General features: G+C 68.5%; 15 protein-coding genes and 1 pseudogene. 11 read left to right on the forward strand and 5 right to left on the reverse strand.

All coding sequences use genetic code 11. The annotated features are described in order from the left end of the window. Nucleotides 1–14 precede the first annotated feature (14 nt). The 6 genes from A9310_RS10980 (at nt 15) to pknB (ending at nt 8,319) form a co-directional block, all read left to right on the forward strand. Nucleotides 15–479 carry an FHA domain-containing protein gene (locus tag A9310_RS10980; RefSeq protein ID WP_058253019.1) on the forward strand — a complete coding sequence of 155 codons (465 nt, stop codon included), beginning with the start codon at nt 15–17 and terminating at the stop codon, nt 477–479. After that, nucleotides 476–1,990, forward strand: coding sequence for a PP2C family serine/threonine-protein phosphatase (locus A9310_RS10985; protein WP_065630649.1), 1,515 nt, complete (start codon nt 476–478; stop codon nt 1,988–1,990). The genes A9310_RS10980 and A9310_RS10985 overlap by 4 nt, the downstream gene beginning before the upstream one ends. Continuing rightward, a complete protein-coding gene (locus A9310_RS10990) occupies nt 1,987–3,420 on the forward strand; it encodes an FtsW/RodA/SpoVE family cell cycle protein (RefSeq protein WP_065630650.1) in 1,434 nt (477 codons plus the stop codon). Before A9310_RS10985 ends, A9310_RS10990 begins: the two co-directional genes overlap by 4 nt. Beyond that, nucleotides 3,417–4,916: a penicillin-binding protein 2 gene (locus tag A9310_RS10995; protein WP_065630651.1), complete on the forward strand. Its 1,500-nt coding sequence runs from the start codon at nt 3,417–3,419 to the stop codon at nt 4,914–4,916. The genes A9310_RS10990 and A9310_RS10995 overlap by 4 nt, the downstream gene beginning before the upstream one ends. Next, nucleotides 4,913–6,280 (forward strand): protein kinase, encoded by a 1,368-nt coding sequence (locus tag A9310_RS11000; protein ID WP_065630652.1) that lies wholly within the window; start codon nt 4,913–4,915, stop codon nt 6,278–6,280. The genes A9310_RS10995 and A9310_RS11000 overlap by 4 nt, the downstream gene beginning before the upstream one ends. Nucleotides 6,281–6,372: 92 nt before the next feature. Continuing rightward, the gene (pknB, locus tag A9310_RS11005; protein ID WP_065630653.1) at nt 6,373–8,319 is read left to right on the forward strand and encodes a Stk1 family PASTA domain-containing Ser/Thr kinase; all 1,947 of its coding nucleotides are present in this window, start codon (nt 6,373–6,375) and stop codon (nt 8,317–8,319) included. Between the two features lie 198 nt (nt 8,320–8,517). Here pknB and A9310_RS11010 read toward each other — a convergent pair whose 3' ends face one another. Next, entirely contained in the window at nt 8,518–9,177 is a 660-nt protein-coding gene (locus tag A9310_RS11010; RefSeq protein WP_065630654.1) for an aminodeoxychorismate/anthranilate synthase component II, read from the reverse strand. Nucleotides 9,178–9,326: 149 nt separating this feature from the next. Between A9310_RS11010 and crgA the strand changes: the two genes are divergently transcribed. Beyond that, nucleotides 9,327–9,617 (forward strand): cell division protein CrgA, encoded by a 291-nt coding sequence (crgA, locus tag A9310_RS11015; protein WP_010843022.1) that lies wholly within the window; start codon nt 9,327–9,329, stop codon nt 9,615–9,617. 115 nt (nt 9,618–9,732) lie between these two features. Next, entirely contained in the window at nt 9,733–10,236 is a 504-nt protein-coding gene (locus A9310_RS11020; RefSeq protein ID WP_065630655.1) for a PH domain-containing protein, read from the forward strand. 13 nt (nt 10,237–10,249) lie between these two features. Here the strand turns inward: A9310_RS11020 and A9310_RS11025 are convergent, their stop codons facing one another. Both A9310_RS11025 and A9310_RS11030 read right to left on the reverse strand, forming a co-directional pair. After that, a complete protein-coding gene (locus tag A9310_RS11025; RefSeq protein ID WP_058253057.1) occupies nt 10,250–10,963 on the reverse strand; it encodes a rhomboid family intramembrane serine protease in 714 nt (237 codons plus the stop codon). A gap of 209 nt (nt 10,964–11,172) precedes the next feature. After that, nucleotides 11,173–11,694, reverse strand: coding sequence for a peptidylprolyl isomerase (locus A9310_RS11030; RefSeq protein ID WP_058253011.1), 522 nt, complete (start codon nt 11,692–11,694; stop codon nt 11,173–11,175). Between the two features lie 110 nt (nt 11,695–11,804). Here A9310_RS11030 and A9310_RS25890 point away from each other — a divergent pair, with 110 nt between their 5' ends. The 3 genes from A9310_RS25890 to A9310_RS25165 all read left to right on the forward strand — a co-directional run bounded on the left by A9310_RS25890 (nt 11,805) and on the right by A9310_RS25165 (nt 13,714). Then, nucleotides 11,805–11,984, forward strand: a complete 180-nt coding sequence (locus A9310_RS25890; RefSeq protein ID WP_171011560.1) for a hypothetical protein — start codon at nt 11,805–11,807, stop codon at nt 11,982–11,984. A 920-nt stretch (nt 11,985–12,904) separates the two neighbouring features. Then, entirely contained in the window at nt 12,905–13,150 is a 246-nt protein-coding gene (locus A9310_RS11040) for a DUF4190 domain-containing protein (protein WP_058253056.1), read from the forward strand. Between the two features lie 360 nt (nt 13,151–13,510). Continuing rightward, on the forward strand, nt 13,511–13,714 hold the full coding sequence (locus A9310_RS25165; protein WP_083207349.1) for a transposase: 204 nt from the start codon (nt 13,511–13,513) through the stop codon (nt 13,712–13,714). Between the two features lie 416 nt (nt 13,715–14,130). Here A9310_RS25165 and A9310_RS11045 read toward each other — a convergent pair. Beyond that, nucleotides 14,131–15,519: pseudogene (locus tag A9310_RS11045) on the reverse strand (IS1380 family transposase). A 161-nt stretch (nt 15,520–15,680) separates the two neighbouring features. Beyond that, complete coding sequence (locus A9310_RS11050) at nt 15,681–16,586, reverse strand: glycoside hydrolase family 16 protein (protein WP_065630689.1); 906 nt, start codon at nt 16,584–16,586, stop codon at nt 15,681–15,683. Nucleotides 16,587–16,624: the final 38 nt, after the last annotated feature.

The raw sequence follows: 16,624 nt of genomic DNA on the forward strand, positions 1-16,624 counted from the left end.
GAGGTGAACACGACATGCAGGGCTTGGTGCTGCAACTGACCCGCATCGGGTTCCTGTTGTTGCTCTGGTTGTTCGTCTTCGCCGTGATCCGCACCCTGCGCGCCGACATCGCGTCGGCCGGCGGTCTGCGTATGCCCCGGTACTCGGGCGGCTCGGAGAAACGACGCCGCGGTGGTGGCGTCCGCGGCGCGGCCCGCTACCTCGTGGTGACCCACGGTGCACTGGCGAACACACGGATCAGCCTCGGCCAGCAACCGGTCCTGCTCGGACGCGCGGACGACTCGACGCTCGTGCTCACCGACGACTACGCCTCCGAACGGCACGCGCGGCTCTCGCGACGCGGCGACGACTGGTACGTCGAAGACCTCGGCTCCACGAACGGCACCTACCTCGATCGTTCCAAGGTGACAACCGCGGTCAAGGTGCCGCTGAACACGCCGATCCGCATCGGCAAGACCGTGATCGAGTTGCGCCCGTGACACTTGTGTTGCGCTACATCGCGCGCAGCGACCGCGGTCTCGTTCGGTCCAACAACGAGGACTCCTTCTACGCGGGTCCGCGCCTGCTCGCACTCGCCGACGGCATGGGCGGCCACGCGGCCGGCGAAGTCGCCAGCCAACTGGTCATCCGCGCGCTGAGCACGCTCGACGACGACGAGCCCGGCGGCGACCTGCTCACCCAGCTCGACAGCGCCACCCGCGCCGGCAACGAGGCGATCGCCGCGCAGGTGCAGGAGTCACCCGAACTCGACGGCATGGGCACCACGCTCACCGCGATCCTCTTCGCCGGTAGCCGAATCGGGTTGTGCCACATCGGCGATTCCCGCGGCTACATGTACCGCGACGGTGCCCTGACCCAGATCACACGCGACGACACGTTCGTCCAGACCCTCGTCGACGAAGGTCGGATCACCGCCGAACAGGCACACACCCACCCGCAGCGTTCGCTGATCATGCGTGCGCTGACCGGCACCGAGGTCGAACCGACCCTCACCATGCGGGAAGCGCGCGCGGGTGACCGGTACATGCTCTGCAGCGACGGCCTGTCGGACGTTGTGACCGAGGACACCATCGCCGAGACCCTCGGCTCCATCGCTGACCCCAAGGAGTGCGCGGACCGCCTCATCGAGCTCGCACTGCGCGGCGGCGGCCCCGACAACGTGACCGTCGTCCTCGCCGACGTCGTCGACACCCAGTACGGCGATTCGCGACCGATCGTCGGCGGGGCCGCCGGCGGCAACGAGGAGATCTACACCCCCGATCCCGCCACCGCCGCGGGACGCGCCGCGGCACTACGCCCGCCGCCTGCCGAACCGCAGCGTCCGACGGTGCTGACCGAGGACGAGCCCCCCGCCAAGCAGAAGAGCAAGTACCGCCGCTGGATCGTCGCCGGAGTCGCGCTGGCCGTGATCGCCGCGCTAGTCGTCGGAATCTTCCTCGTCCGCGCCATCGTGCGCAGCAACTACTACGTGGCCGCCGACGACACCGGCGATGTGCTCATCTACCAGGGTTCACCGGAGAAGGTCTTCTTCCTGTCGATGAGCAACCCGGTGCAGCGCGTCTGCGTCGAAGATCTCGACCAGGCGGAACCGAGCTACACGTTCATCTCCTACGACGCCTCCTGCGAGTTCCCACTCAACGTCGATGACCTGGTGTCGGGTCCTGCCCAGTCGGTCAAGAACGTGATGATCCGGAACAAGAGCGAGGAACAGATCCAAGGCGTCGTCACCGACGAGCTCACCTTCCGCTGCGACAACGCACCCTCGTCGCCCYCCCCCGCGCCGACTCCCCCGGCACCGGCACCGTCGGAGTCGACGCCGAGCACCGATCCGTCCGCCCCGGCACCCCGCGCCACCGCGGCGCCGGCACCGGGCATCCCGCAGCAGGGCGCCACCGAATCGGTGGCACCGTCCACCGGCAACGCCGGGCCGGCCGACACGCCCGCACCTGACCAGGACGCCGTCACGAGCTGCCGGCAGCAGGTGAGATGACTCAAGCCGCGCCCGCCCCGCACGCCCCGCCACGCCAGCCCGCCACGAGCACCGGCCGCAACGCCGAACTGCTGCTCCTGGGATTCGCCATCGGCCTGGTGACGGTGGCGCTGCTCATCGTCCAAGCCGCCCAGGGCCAGAACCTGACCTGGGACATCCTCAAGTACGTCGCCGCGTACACCGCACTGTTCGGGGTCGCCCATCTGGTGGTTCGCCGCTACGCACCCCACGCCGATCCGATCATGCTGCCCGTCGTGGCCGTCCTGAACGGTCTCGGCCTGGTCCTGATCCATCGTCTCGACCTCGGCACGGGCAACACCGGGGAGTCGGTGAACGCCACCGAGGCGACCCGCAACGCCGATCAGCAGTTGCTGTGGGCAGTGCTGGGCATCGTGGCGTTCTCCGCGGTACTCATCCTCATCCGCGACCACCGGACACTCTCGCGGTACGCCTACACGCTCGGCCTCGGCGGACTGGTCTTCTTGATCATCCCGGCGATCCTGCCCAGCGCGTTCTCGGAGATCAACGGGTCGAAGAACTGGATCATCACGCCGTTCTTCTCGATCCAGCCCAGTGAGTTCTCCAAGATCCTGATCATCATCTTCGCGGCCGCGGTGCTGGTCTCCAAGCGTGATCTGTTCATCACCGCCGGTCCGCACGTGCTCGGTGTCGACCTCCCGCGCGCCCGTGACCTCGGTCCGCTGCTGGCTGCCTGGGCCATCGCCATCGCCGTCATGGTGGTCCAGAAAGACCTGGGTACGTCGCTGCTGATCTTCGCGACCATCCTGACGATGCTCTACGTGGCCACCTCGCGCGTCGAGTGGCTGGTGCTGGGCATCGGGCTCTTCGCGATCGGCGCGGTCTTCGCGTGGTCGATCTTCTCGCACCTGCAGACCCGGGTCTCGGTGTGGCTGAACCCCTTCGAGGACTTCGACGGCTCGGGCTACCAGATCGGGCAGAGCCTGTTCGGTCTGGCCACGGGCGGACTGTTCGGCACCGGACTCGGTTCGGGCCGGCCCAACATCGTGCCGTTCGCCAACACCGACTTCATCATCTCGACCATCGGCGAGGAACTCGGCCTGGCCGGCCTCACCGCGATCCTGCTGCTGTACATGATCTTCATCCACCGCGGGCTGCGGACCGGCATCGCCGTCCGCGACAGCTTCGGCAAACTCCTGGCGACCGGTCTGGCATTCACCATCGCGATGCAGATCTTCGTCGTCGTCGGCGGCGTCACCAAGTTGATCCCGCTGACGGGTCTCACGACGCCGTTCCTGTCCTACGGCGGATCGTCGCTGCTGGCCAACTACATCCTGGTCGCGTTGCTCATCCGGATCTCGAACGCCGCGCGGGAACCCGATCCCGGGAAGAAGCGTCCCGCCGCCAAGCCCGTCGAGGCACTGCCGACGCAGGTGGTGAAGCGTCGATGAACAAGCCCATCCGCAATGTGTCGATGGCGGTGATCGTGATGATCATCGCCCTGCTCGCCAACGCCACCTACGTGCAGGTGTTCAAGGCCGATGCCCTCAAGACCGACCCCCGCAACAATCGGGTGCTGCTTGACGAGTACTCCCGGCAGCGCGGCCTGATCACGACCGCCGACGGCACGGTGATCGCGTTGTCGGTGCCGATCGAGAGCCGCCTGAAGTTCCTGCGCCAGTACCCGCGGGAGGGCGCCGAGGCGTTCGCCCCGGTCACCGGTTTCTACTCTTTCCAGTACCTGGCCAGCCAGATCGAGCACTACGAGAACAGCATCCTCAACGGCTCCGACGACCGGCTCTTCGGTCAGCGGTTCATGGACATGTTCTCCGGGCGCGACCCGCGCGGCGGCAACGTCGTCACGACGATCAACCCCAAGGTGCAGCAGGCCGCGTACCAGGCCATGCTCAACGGGCCGTGCGACGGTCCGTGCCGCGGGGCCGTCGTGGCGCTGCAGCCGAACACCGGCAAGATCCTGGCGATGGTCTCGACGCCGAGCTATGACCCCAACCGACTCGCAAGCCACGACCAGGAGGTCCGGGAGAGCAGCTGGGAGGCGTGGAACCGGCCCGGCGACACCGCGCAGCCGATGCTCAACCGCGCGATCAGCCAGCTCTACCCGCCCGGCTCGACCTTCAAGGTCGTCACCTCCGCCGCGGCCCTGCGCGACAACATCACCCCGGGCATCCGCCTCACCGCAGCTCCGACCTTCCCGTTGCCGGGCACCGACGTCTCCCTCCCGAACTACGGCGGCGAGACCTGCCCCGGGTCGTCGGGCGGAACCGTGTCGCTCGAGACGGCGTTCAAGTACTCGTGCAACACCGCCTTCGCCGAACTGGTGACCGAGAAGATGTCCGACGCGATCCCCAAGTTCACCGAGACCGCGAGCCTGTTCGGCCTCGACCAGCCCGGCCCCGACATCCCGATGCCCGTCGTCGACTCGACGGTCGGGCAGATCCCGTCCCTCGACGTCCTCGCGCAGGCGTCCATCGGCCAGCGTGACGTCCGGCTCACCCCGCTGCAGAACGCGATGATCGCCGCGACGGTGGCCAACGGAGGTGTGCGCATGCAGCCGTACCTGGTCGACAAGTTGCAGGCGGCGGACCTGCGGACCCTGCAGACCACACCGCCGACGACGGCCAACAAGCCGATCACGCCCGAGCAGGCCGCCGAGCTGACGTCGATGATGATCGAGTCGGAGCGGTCGACGGCCGGCGCGGGCGGCCCGGTGTCGATCGCGTCGAAGACCGGTACGGCGGAGAGCGGATCGAGCACGGACACCCCGTTCTCGTGGTACATCGCCTTCGGACCGTCGTCGAACGCACAGATCGCGGTGGCCGTCGTGGTGGAGAATGGACAATTCGGCGCGGACTCGGTCGGAGGGACCGTCGCGGCGCCGATCGGACGAGAAGTGATCAACTCACTGGTGGGAGGTGGCAGTCGATGAGCCTGCAGAACGGCACCACCATCGGCGACCGGTATCGACTCATCCGCCTGATCGCCACGGGCGGCATGGGCCAGGTGTGGGAGGCGCTCGACACGCGCCTGAATCGTCGCGTCGCGGTGAAGGTCCTCAAGGCCGAGTACACCAGCGATCCGGAGTTCATCGCGCGGTTCCGCGCGGAGGCCCAGACCACCGCGAAGCTGAACAACCCCGGGATCGCGAACGTCTTCGACTACGGCGAGACCCCGGATTACAACGGCGGCGACCCGCTCGCGTACCTGGTGATGGAACTCGTCGACGGTGAGCCCCTGAACTCGGTGATCTCCCGCCTCGGGCGGTTGTCGCTGACCAACACCCTCGACATGCTCGAGCAGACCGGCCGCGCCCTGCAGGCCGCGCACAGCCAGGGACTCGTCCACCGCGACGTCAAACCCGGCAACATCCTGATCACCCCCGTCGGCCAGGTGAAGATCACCGACTTCGGCATCGCCAAGGCCGTCGACTCCGCCCCGGTCACCAAGACCGGGATGGTCATGGGGACCGCGCAATACATCTCCCCGGAGCAGGCCACCGGCGACGAGGCGACCGCGGCGTCGGATGTCTACTCGCTCGGCGTCGTCGGCTACGAGGCCCTCACCGGGCGTCGTCCATTCCTCGGCGACGGTGCGATCACCGTCGCGATGAAGCACATCCGGGAGGCACCGCCACCCCTGCCGACGAACCTGCCGTCCGGGGTCCGCGAGCTCATCGAGATCACGATGGCCAAGGAGCCGCGGCAGCGTTACGCCAACGGTGGTGAGTTCGCCGACGCGGTCGCCGCCGTGCGTGCCGGGCGGCGTCCGCCGCGACCGGGCGCGATCGCCGGTGCCGCGGCAGGCGCAGCGGGAGCCGCCGCGCTCGGCGCCGCAGTCGCTCGTGGGGCCACCCCGACGGGTGCGGCCTCGCGGCCGGTGACCCCTCGGCCGACGTCGCGGACCGCGGTGGCGCCACCACCGCCGGACAACAGCTGGACCACCGGTCAGAAGGTCCTGGCCGGCATCGCGGCCGCCCTTCTCGTCGGTGCCATCGGGCTCATCGGGTTCTATCTGGTGAACAGCGGGAACGGGGACGCGGCGACACCACCGCCGCCGTCGACGACGGTCGTCGAGACCACGACCGCGGTGGAACCGACCGAGGAGCCCGACGAGCCGACCACGACTCGACGTACGACCCGTACGACCACCAGCGAAGAGACGACCAGCGAAGAGACGTCGACGGAGACGACCACGCCGCGTCAGCAGACCGACACCTCCGAGCCGCCGCCGGACCCCGGTGCCGCCACCGGGACCCCGTGTTTCCCCGGCGTACCGTTCTCACCGCTGTGCTGATGGTGCTGCGTGTACGAGCCGTGCGTTTGAGCCGATAGTTTCCGAATGACCCGTTCTGACCACAGATCCTGAGGGGCGAACCACCGAGGCCGATGTCGACACCACACCACCTCTCCGACCGCTACGAACTCGGCGAAACGCTGGGTTTCGGTGGCATGTCCGAGGTGCACTACGCGCGCGACCTGTTGCTGCACCGCGACGTCGCGGTGAAGGTGCTGCGTGCCGACCTCGCCCGTGACCCGTCGTTCTATCTCCGGTTCCGCCGCGAGGCCCAGAACGCAGCGAAGCTGAATCACCCCACGATCGTGCAGGTCTTCGACACCGGCGAGGCCGAGACCGAGGACGGCCCGCTGCCGTTCATCGTGATGGAGTACGTCGACGGCGACACCCTGCGGGATGTGTTGCGCGCCAACGGCCCGATCTCGCCGCGGCAGGCGATGACGTGGATGGCCGATGTCGCCGCGGCGATGGACTTCTCGCACCGCAACGGGATCGTCCACCGGGACATGAAGCCGGCGAACGTGATGATCGACAAGTCCGGCGCCGTCAAGGTCATGGACTTCGGCATCGCCCGCGCGATGAGCGACTCGACGTCGACGATGACCCAGACGTCCGCGGTCATGGGTACGGCGCAGTACCTGTCGCCCGAACAGGCCCGTGGCATCAAGGTCGACCCGCGCAGCGACATCTACTCGATGGGGTGCGTGCTCTTCGAGCTGCTCACCGGCGAGCCGCCGTTCACCGGGGACTCGCCGGTGGCGGTGGCACACCAGCACGTGCACGAGGATCCCCCGTGGCCGTCGCACGTCCGGCCGGAGATCCCACGCGAACTCGATTCCGTCGTCCTCAAGGCGATGAGCAAGAACAAGGACAACCGGTATCAATCAGCGGCCGACCTGCGCGCCGATCTGATCCGGGTGCTCGCCGGTGGCAAACCGTCGGCGCCGATGCTGCTCTCGGACGAGGAACGCACCGAGTTCATCGACACCGGACCGCGCCGGCCCACCCGGACGGAGACGACCGGTCCGCGTCGGCCGATCGCGGGCCGCACCTCGAACGGCAACGGCGGAAACCATCGGCGTGACGAGGACACCGAGGAGACACCCCGACGCCGCTCACGGCTCCTCATGGCCGGCGCGCTGCTCGCCGTCGTGGTGCTCGTCGGAGGTCTCTTCCTGTGGTCGCCGTGGGGTTCGGACTCGGCGGCGGAGGTGTCGGTGCCGGCGGTCTCGGGACTCAGCTCCGACGACGCGCAGGCCTCGCTGGAACGGGCCGGCTTCGAGGTCCGCGTGCTGGAGGAACCGAGCCTCGACGTCGGTGTCGGTCTCGCCACGCGGTCGACCCCGGGTGAGGGCGTGATGGCGGTCGAGGGCTCCGAGGTCGCGCTCTATGTCTCGACGGGTCCTCAGCGTGTTCGATTGCCGTCGGATCTCGTGGGAAAGACGCCGGCCGAGGCGTTGGATCAGCTCAAGGTGCTCGGGTTCACCAACGTGCGAACCGACCGCGTGGACTCGACGACCGAGATGAAGGACAAGGTGGTCTCGACGGCACCGGCCGTCGGCGCCGAGGTCCCGGTCAACGGTGCGGTCGTCGTCAACGTGGGCAACGGCCCGCGCGAGGTGACGGTCCGCGATGTCGTCGGCATGTCCGAGAGTCAGGCACGAGCCGTGCTGGAAGAGCTCGGGATGATGGTCGTCGTGGTCGCGGCCGACTCCGAGCGTCCGGCCGGAGAGGTCATCAGCACCTCACCGGGTCCCGGGTCGACCACCGAGCAGGGCAGCACCGTGCAGATCAGCGTGTCGCGGGGCAACCTCTTCACCGTCCCGAATCTCCGGGGCAAGACGCCCGCCGAGGCCCAGGCCGATCTCGAGCGGGCCGGCTGGGAGCGGTCGACGCTGACGCGGCAGACCCGCAACGTGCCGCTCGGCAGCCCCGACGACGGTCGCGTCGTCGGCCAGGAGCCGAATCCCGGGTCCCAGGCCCGCAAGAGCGGTTCGATCACGATCATCGTCGGCCAGGCGAGCCTGCTGCCGAACTGAGCTTCTCTGCTGGTTGAGCCGGCACCGAGCGGAGCCGCCGGGCCGAGCAAGCGACGAAGGAGCGCGTCGAGGTCGAGGAGCCGAGTCTCCGCTGGTTGAGCCGGCACCGAGCGGAGCCGCCGGGCGAGCAAGCGACGAAGGAGCGCGTCGAGGTCGAGGAGCCGAGTCGGAACCACTTCGGTGACCTCGCCTCTGAAGTCAGCCGACCGCGGTCGCCATCTCGGCTTCGAGGGCGGCCACGCGGGTCTCGTCGATCTCGATCCCACATGTCTTGAGCCAGTTGGCGAGCATCCGGTGACCGCCCTGGGTCAGGACGCTCTCCGGGTGGAACTGCACGCCGTGGATGGGCAGTTCACGGTGGGCCATCGCCATCACGATGCCCGACTCGGTGCGTCCGGTGACGACGAGTTCGTCGGGGATCGTCTCGGGCAGCACCGTCAGCGAGTGATAGCGCGTGGCGGTGAACGGATCCGGCAGTCCTTCGAGCACGCCGGCGTCATCGTGGAAGACCAGTGAGGTCTTGCCGTGCAGGAGTTCGGGTGCGCGGTCGACGGTGCCGCCGAACGCCGCACCGATCGCCTGATGTCCCAGGCACACACCCAGCAGCGGCAGTTCCTGTTCGGCGGCGACACGGACCATCGGCATCGTCGCCCCGGCCCGCTGGGGCGTGCCGGGACCGGGGCTGAGGAGGACGCCGTCGAATCCGGCAACGGCCTCGCGCAGATGGTCGGGATCGGCCGGGGAGAGTTGCGGGTCGTCGTTGCGCCACACGACGGCCTCGACGCCCAGCTGGCCCAAGTACTGGACCAGGTTGTAGACGAAGCTGTCGTAGTTGTCGACCACCAGAATGCGACTCACGCGAGAAAGGCTACCGCCGAAGCGGGTGGTCGGCGTCGGCGACCTGGTGAGATACCGTAGATCTCGAGTGTTTGCCAGTGGCGGGGACGAGCTCACCTTCTCCCGCCCGCGTACGACCGCCCCGGCGGTGCCGCACAACGGAGGAAGTCATGCCGAAGTCAAAAGTCCGGAAGAAGACCGATTACACCATCAACCCGGCCAGCCGGACGCCGGTCAAGGTCAAGGCCGGCCCTTCGAGCACCATCTATGTAGGCGTCATGCTCGGCCTGATGGTGCTGGGTCTCGCCTGGCTCGTCGTCTACTACCTGGCCGCCACGCCCACCGCGTACGGCGGCGAGGGCCAGGTCCTGCACTGGATGGCCGAGCTCAACTCGTGGAACTTCCTGATCGGTTTCTCGCTGATGGTGGCGGGCCTGTTGATGACGATGCGTTGGCGGTAGACGCCGACGGTCGTTCGCGTGTCGAATGCGCTGAGCTGCTGAAACACACGCGTGTAAGTTATCCACACTGTGGAAATCACATGTGTGTAAGTCATCCCCATTGTGAGTAACTCCTGTGGATAACTCTGAGGTCTCTTTCACACATGCGTGGGCAACCCCCGTCGGCGCCGGTCTGGCCGGCTGCCTCGGCGGCGTCGCGTTGGTGGTGGCGGCGGTCGTCGCCGCTGTCGATCCGGCCGGCATGGTCCTGATGGGCGTCGCCGGGATTCTTCTTCTCGTGCTCGGCGCCTACACCCTGCTGGTGCGTCCCCGACTGGCCATCACATCGGGGCTGACCCCCGCTCTGGTCCTCGGGACCTTGCGAGGCCACCGGACGTACCCCCCGGAACGCATCGAACGGATTCGGACGCTGTCAATCCGTCGGGTCGGCCGGCGGGTCGGACAGCTGGAGATCGACGTTCTCGACGACGACGCAGCCGGCACGACCGCGCACGACCGCGGCGTCGGCCCTCGCGACGACACCCGACTCGTGGTCTTCAGCCGCTGGGACCTCGGGACCGACCTGCCGACCGTGGTCGACGCGCTGCGCGACGCCGGCTTCGTCGTCGACGAGGGATAGGTCGCGCCGCAGCTCAGCGGATGTAGACGAGCCCGTCGTACGCGACGCCCGCGCCGATGCTGAGCCCCAGCGCCACGACGAACAGTGCGGCGAGCGCGATCCAGCCGACACGACTCGCGGCCTGGGGAGTCCGACGACCCGCGGGCAGCACGGCGTCGGGGAGGTACACGACGGCCGCGGTGGCGGCCGCTCCGAAGGCGAGCCCGCCGAGATGCCCGAGGACCGAGATGCCGGGCAGGGAGAACGACAGCACCACGTTGAAGCCGATGATGAGCAGAACCGGGACCGGGGACACGCGGGCCTTGAGGATGATCACGAGCATCGCGCCCATGAGTCCGTAGATGGCTCCGGAGGCTCCGGCGGTCAGGGCGCGGTCGTCCTCGAAGAGCATGACGGCAGCGCTGCCGCCGAGCAGTGCGATCGAGTAGACGGCCAGGTATCGGCCGATGCCGAGGGCGAGTTCGAGATCGCGGCCGAGGATGTAGAGCGACAGCATGTTGACGGCCACGTGCATGACGCTGAAATGCAGGAAGCCCGCGGTGAGGAGACGCCAGTACTCACCAGCTGCGACGTCGCTCTTGAGGAGATCGCCGGCGCCGAAGATCGCCGCACCGCCGGGATCGCCCACTCCGGCCTGGAGAACGCACAGCGCGAAGATCAGCAGGTTGACCGCGATGAGCGCGTACGTGGCGTAGGGCTGCGTCGGGGCCGTGCGGGTGCGCGCCATCACGGGGACACCGCGGCGTGGGCCGCCGAGCGACGGCGACCGTTGCACGCCGTCGTTGCGGAGGCACTCGAGACAGTGCTGGCCGACCGATGCCGGACGCAGGCACTCGGGACACGCCGGCCGTCCGCACCGGCTGCAGGACAGGCCGGTGGGACGGTCGGGATGCCGGTAACACACCGCCCGCTGCGGGGCGGTGTGTTCCGGAGAGGTCAGTTGACCTCGATCTTCTCGATGACGACCTCGTCGAGCGGGCGGTCGCTGCGGTCGGTCGACGTCGTGGCGATCGCGTCGACGACCTGCTGCGAAGCCGGATCGGTGACCTCACCGAAGATGGTGTGGCGACGGTTGAGGTGCGGGGTCGGGCCGACGGTGATGAAGAACTGCGAGCCGTTGGTACCCGGGCCGGCGTTGGCCATCGCGAGCAGGTACGGACGGTCGAACTGCAGCTCCGGGTGGAACTCGTCGCCGAACTGGTAGCCGGGGCCGCCCATGCCGGTTCCGGTCGGGTCGCCGCCCTGGATCATGAAGCCGGAGATGACGCGGTGGAAGACCGAGCCGTCGAAGAACGGGCCGGAGTTGCCGCCGGACGCGTTGGGCTTGCTGTACTCCTTGCTGCCGTCGGCCAGCCCGACGAAGTTCTCGACCGTCTTGGGTGCGTGGTTCGGGAACAGGTCGACCTTGATGTCGCCGCGATTCGTGTGGATGACTGCGGAGCTTTTCGGTGTAGTCATCCCTCCATCCAACCACTCACCCGGATCCGCTGGTCGGAACACGGCCCCGAGGTGCGCAGATGCACCGGGCGGGGTGGCAGCGGCGCACACCGGCTGGCACTCTTGAGCCCATGTCCAAGAACTACCTCTTGACCGCGCTGGGTGTGGTCGCCGCGTCCGTCACCGCCGCCGTCGTCGTCGGCTCGCTGCGTCGCGCCCGACGCGTGGTGGCCCCGGTGTCCCCGACCGTCCCGCGGATCGAGGAGGTCCGCGAGGCGCTCGCCGAGAGCACCGAGACGCAGGCTTCGTGACCCGCCGCGGCCGACGCGACACCGGGCCGCTCGCCACGCACGGGTAATTTGGTCTCGTGACCTCAGACGACGAGCGCTCCCCGAACCCGCCGCCGGGGTCCGGCGGCGCAGACGACCGGACCCGCGAGTCCTGGTCGGCGCCCGAGAGCTCCGCACCGACGAGCAACCCGGCGCCGTGGGAACGGTCCCCCGCACGACCTGCGGGCTCGCCGACCTCGTCGCAGGGAGCCGACGCTCCCGACCGTTCCGACGGCCGGCCGGCGCCCCGCGGTGACTTCACGCCGCCGCCGGGGGGTCGACCACCCACCAGACCCGGGCCCCCGCCGGGCCGGCGACCGGCCCCGCCGCGCGGTGACTCGTTCGGGACGTCTGGTCCCTCCGGGGGACCGCACCCGCCCGGTGCGCCGCGTCCGCGGCCGAGCGGCCCCGGGCCCGTGCCGGCCGGGCCGGTGGCGGGCGCCAACCCCACCGTGCAGCGCCCAGGCGGCAATTCGTCCGGCCCGGGTCCGCGACCGCCGATGCCATCCGGTCCGCCCGGACGCCGACCCCCACCCGGTCAACGCCCGGGCCCGGGAGGAGTGCCGTTCGCGAAAGGCGCTCCGCCACAAGGCAATAGGCCCACAGATGGCTCCCGTCCACCCTTCGCCGGGCCCCGGCCGGGTGCAGCCCCGGGCGGACGACCCGACTCCGCCGGTCGGGATTCCGACCGGGACGATCACGCGACACAGGTGGTGGGTGCGGGCGGGCTGGCAGTCGGTCTGTCCGGCGATCCGTCTCCCGACACGCGCGTCGTGGACGGTCCCGCCGCGGCCGGCACACCCGCTGTCGCCGACCGCCCGGACACCGAGACCTCGGGCCCTGCCTCCCCGGCGACCCAGGCCTACTCAGCAGTCGAACCCGCCAAAAGTTCGGAGGACAGCGTGGCTCCCCAGTCCGGTGCCGGTCCGCGCGTCAATCGGATGGCGTTGTGGGCCCTGGCGTTGTCGATCCTCGGGATCACCTTCATCGTGGGACTGGTCCTCGGATACCGTGCGCGCACCCAGATCCGGCAGCGTCGCGAGGCGGGTCTCCCCTTCGCCACCGCCGCCATCTGGGTCGGCTGGGCCTACGCCGGGGTCTTCGTCTTCGGGCTGCTCGTCTACGGGTGGATTCTGTTCATCGCCTGAGCCGGACGGACAAGCGGCAAGCCGCCCTCCGCGTCCCCCTCTGCTCCCTGAGGAGCGAGCTCGCGGGCGTCCCCCTTTGCTCCCTAAGAACGCGGTGATCAAACCCAAGCCACACATGCCGGCGGTTGCTGGTGGTTTCGTCGTCGACGATTTCACCTTCGACGCCGACGCGAACACATTGACCTGCCCCAACAACCTGACCCGGCCGGTCAGCGCGAAAGGCCACGTCACCTACGGTGCGGCCTGCCAAGACTGCCCACTTCGGGCACGGTGCACCACCGCGGTTCGTGGACGCAAAATTAGTTCGGCGAACACCACCAACTCCAGCGCGAACACCGACAACACTTCTCTGACAAGACTATTGCCGACACCTACCGCCAGCATCGACCCATGGTCGAACGGACGATTGCCTGGCTCACCCGCGGTAACCGGCGGGTGCCCTACCGTGGAATCGAACGCAACAACAACTGGCTGCACCACCGCGCCGCCGCGATCAACCTACGCCGCCTGATCACCCTCGGACTGACTATCACCAACGGCACCTGGACACTGGCCACCGCCTGAACCGCGGCACCGCCGCCCCACCTAGATCGATCACCACGACCACACCCCGGAACCGACACATCCCCGCAGCAGGAACCTCAACCCAGGCTGGACCCTAATTCAGCAGGCTCCTAATCCCAAAGAACGACATAATCATTGCTCCCTGAGGTGCGAGGAGCGTTAGCCGCCGGGCCGAGCAAGCGACGAAGGAGCGCGTCGAGGTCGACGAGCCACGAAGGGCCTGGTGAGACAGGTTGCGGAGCCCTTCGTGGCTCGCTTCGCTCGCACCTCAGCCTGGATCCGTGAAGGAGTTCAGGTGGGGTGGGGTTGGGGCGCGTGATCGTCTGATTGTGTTGTGGGCGTGTGGTATTCGCTGACCTGTGTCAGCCTTTTCACTGGGGTTCCTTGGTCGTGGGTGGGCGGGTGGCGACGTCAGGTCAGGTGGTGTTGGCCGCGGCCCACAGCGCGGTGAAGGCGTGTTGGGTGGGCCAGTGTCGGGGTAGGTGCAGCACCGGTGTTCGTGCTGGTCGCGCTAGTCGGGCGGGTATCGCGATGAGGGTGCGGCGCAGCGTAGCGCCCCGCGCGGCACGCAGTGTGGGGGTGTTGGTGAGTGCGGCGAGGGTGCGCATCAGGTTGTGGCTGATCGCGGTCAGCGCCAGCCAGGCGGCGTTAGCACCGAACCGTCCGGAGGGCAGATGCGCCAGCGGTCCGTCGATGAGGTCGGCGAACACGGTTTCGATGATGGCGTGGCGGCGGTGAGTGAGGTCGGCGGTGACGGTGTCGTCGGTGGTGTTGGTGAAAAACGAGTGGTACCGCCACGCAGGCATCAACGTGTCGGTGCCGGCGGGGTGGTGGGCTGTGACCCGCCGCACGATCAGTCGCGCGGTGRCCGGCTGGGCGGAGTCCGGTTGCACGGTGTAGGWGGTYTCGGCGACTTCGGCATCAGAGATCAGTTCGCCGGTGTCGGGGTCGGTGACCGCCCCGGGATAGTGCACCGGSGTCCAGGCGTCGTCTCCGATCGCGGTGATGGCGCGGGTGATCGCGGTGTTGGTGCGCAGGACCAGCGAGAACGTCGCTCCGAGGCGTTGACAGGTACGCATCACCGCAGCGGTGCCATAGGCGGCGTCGCCGCGCACGGTGATCTCCCCGCTCGCCCCACACCGGCGTGCGGTGGTCAGGGTTTCAGCGATCATTCTCGCTGCCCCGTTCCCGGAAGCGGTGCGCCCGGCGCGTAGCCAGGCGTTGSCGATCACCGGGGCATGCCCGGCTGCGGACAGAGTGGTGACCTGCGGGGACAACCCTTTGCGCAGGAGTTCACGCCCGGCGATTTTGGCGTGCCCGTAGGAGCCGCCTTCTTTCTGGTAGCCGTAGACCGGGCGTAGTAGTGAGTCAATGTCGACAAATACCTGGGACCCGTCGGTGGGCAGCAGACCCGCCGTGGCGCACATCGCCGGCAATGTGTGGGTCATCACCGCGTTGAGTGCTCGGGCGTGTCCGGGGGTGAACTCGCGCAGCGTTTGCCCGATCGTGGCTGGGGCGTACACGCGGTACAACAGGCGGGGGTGCCCACCACTGCGGACCCTTCCGAGGTCGTCGATACTGTCAGCGCCGCAACACAATCCGGCGATCACGGTCAACAGTTTCGCCTCGAGGTTGGCCCCGGCGGAGGCGACCTGGGTGGTACCGAGATCGACCCGGTCGCCCAGCGATGCGGCCAACCCGGTCGACTCGGCCACTCTCATGACCGGTACCAGCCCGGCGTGCGACACCAGGTTGTCGTCGTCGAAGACCGCGGACTCGGCGGAGAACGTGTGCTATACTTTCACTGAAAATGCCTTTTGACTGGTTTGTTTTGTTGTCTCAACACCACCAATCATTCCAGCTCAGAGGGCATTTTCTTGTCATCGACACCCCGCACCCATCCACGGATCCAGGCTCAGGGAGCGGAGGGGGCCACGGCTTCCGCAAGCTCCGGGCGCTCCTCAGCTCAGGGCGCGGGGGTGGACGGCGTGTAGCGCAACCAGTCGACCGTCATGGTTGCCGGGCTCGGAGTCGTCGACGACGGGGGCCCGGGCCAGATGCCGCCGACCGCGACGTTGAGCAGCGCGTACATCGGCTTGTCGAAGACCCACCGTTCGTCGCCGGTGAGCGAGGAGCGGTTGATCGTGTAGACCGCGTTCCCGTCGATGGTGAAACGGATCTGCGACGACGACTTGGTCACCGCGTAGACGTGGAAGTCGCCCGGATCGATGCCGGTGAGGTCGTGGCCCCGCTCCCAGCGGCCGGCGAGCGGTCCCGGCAGCGGCAGTCCGGGGAGGAGATCGGCGAGCGAGAGATCGAGTGATCCCATCGCGGTGCCCAGCGCCGTCGGGCCGTGCACGCCCACGTGGACCCAGTCGGAGGTGTTGATCGTCTCGGCGATGTCGACCTCGCCGGCCGCCGGGTACCCGACGGAGTCGATGTCGCTCCCCAGCAGCCAGAACGCCGGGTGCAACCCGCGACCCTGCGGCAGGGAGATGCGCGCGGAGATCGTCCCGTAGGTGAACTCGAAGCTGTCCTTGGTGGTGAGCCGGGCCGACGTCCAGCCGCCGGTCGCCGCGCGGCGCGCCTCGATGAGCAGGTTGCCGTTGCCGTCGAGTCGCGAGTTCAGCCGATCGGCGGTGTAGTTCTGCACCTCGTTGTTGCCCCAGCCGCCGGCGCCGGTCTCGTGCTGCAGCGCCGACGGGAGAGTGCCGGCGGCGCCATCGAATTCGAGGCTGAACGGCTCGTCGGCGTGGGCGGCCGCCGGCACGGACAGTGCTGCCGCGGCTGTCAGTGCGGTGACGGCGGCGACGGGCGCGAGGTGCGCTCCCAGTCGGCGGAGGAGTCCTCGAGGTTGAGGTGTGACAGTCATGGAGAACAAGTACCACACGTCACTTCTGTCTCATATGC

The sequence above is a fragment of the Gordonia sp. UCD-TK1 genome, from assembly GCF_001691435.1.
Taxonomy (GTDB): Bacteria; Actinomycetota; Actinomycetes; order Mycobacteriales; family Mycobacteriaceae; genus Gordonia; species Gordonia hongkongensis.

Excerpts from the sequence above, each read along its gene's own strand:
- A9310_RS11025 (WP_058253057.1), bottom strand. The coding sequence starts at position 10,963 with ATGGCGCGCACCCGCACGGCCCCGACGCAGCCCTACGCCACGTACGCG.
- crgA (WP_010843022.1), top strand. The coding sequence starts at position 9,327 with ATGCCGAAGTCAAAAGTCCGGAAGAAGACCGATTACACCATCAACCCG.
- A9310_RS11050 (WP_065630689.1), bottom strand. The coding sequence starts at position 16,586 with ATGACTGTCACACCTCAACCTCGAGGACTCCTCCGCCGACTGGGAGCG.
- A9310_RS10990 (WP_065630650.1), top strand. The coding sequence starts at position 1,987 with ATGACTCAAGCCGCGCCCGCCCCGCACGCCCCGCCACGCCAGCCCGCC.
- A9310_RS11000 (WP_065630652.1), top strand. The coding sequence starts at position 4,913 with ATGAGCCTGCAGAACGGCACCACCATCGGCGACCGGTATCGACTCATC.
- pknB (WP_065630653.1), top strand. The coding sequence starts at position 6,373 with ATGTCGACACCACACCACCTCTCCGACCGCTACGAACTCGGCGAAACG.
- A9310_RS11030 (WP_058253011.1), bottom strand. The coding sequence starts at position 11,694 with ATGACTACACCGAAAAGCTCCGCAGTCATCCACACGAATCGCGGCGAC.
- A9310_RS25890 (WP_171011560.1), top strand. The coding sequence starts at position 11,805 with ATGTCCAAGAACTACCTCTTGACCGCGCTGGGTGTGGTCGCCGCGTCC.
- A9310_RS10980 (WP_058253019.1), top strand. The coding sequence starts at position 15 with ATGCAGGGCTTGGTGCTGCAACTGACCCGCATCGGGTTCCTGTTGTTG.
- A9310_RS10995 (WP_065630651.1), top strand. The coding sequence starts at position 3,417 with ATGAACAAGCCCATCCGCAATGTGTCGATGGCGGTGATCGTGATGATC.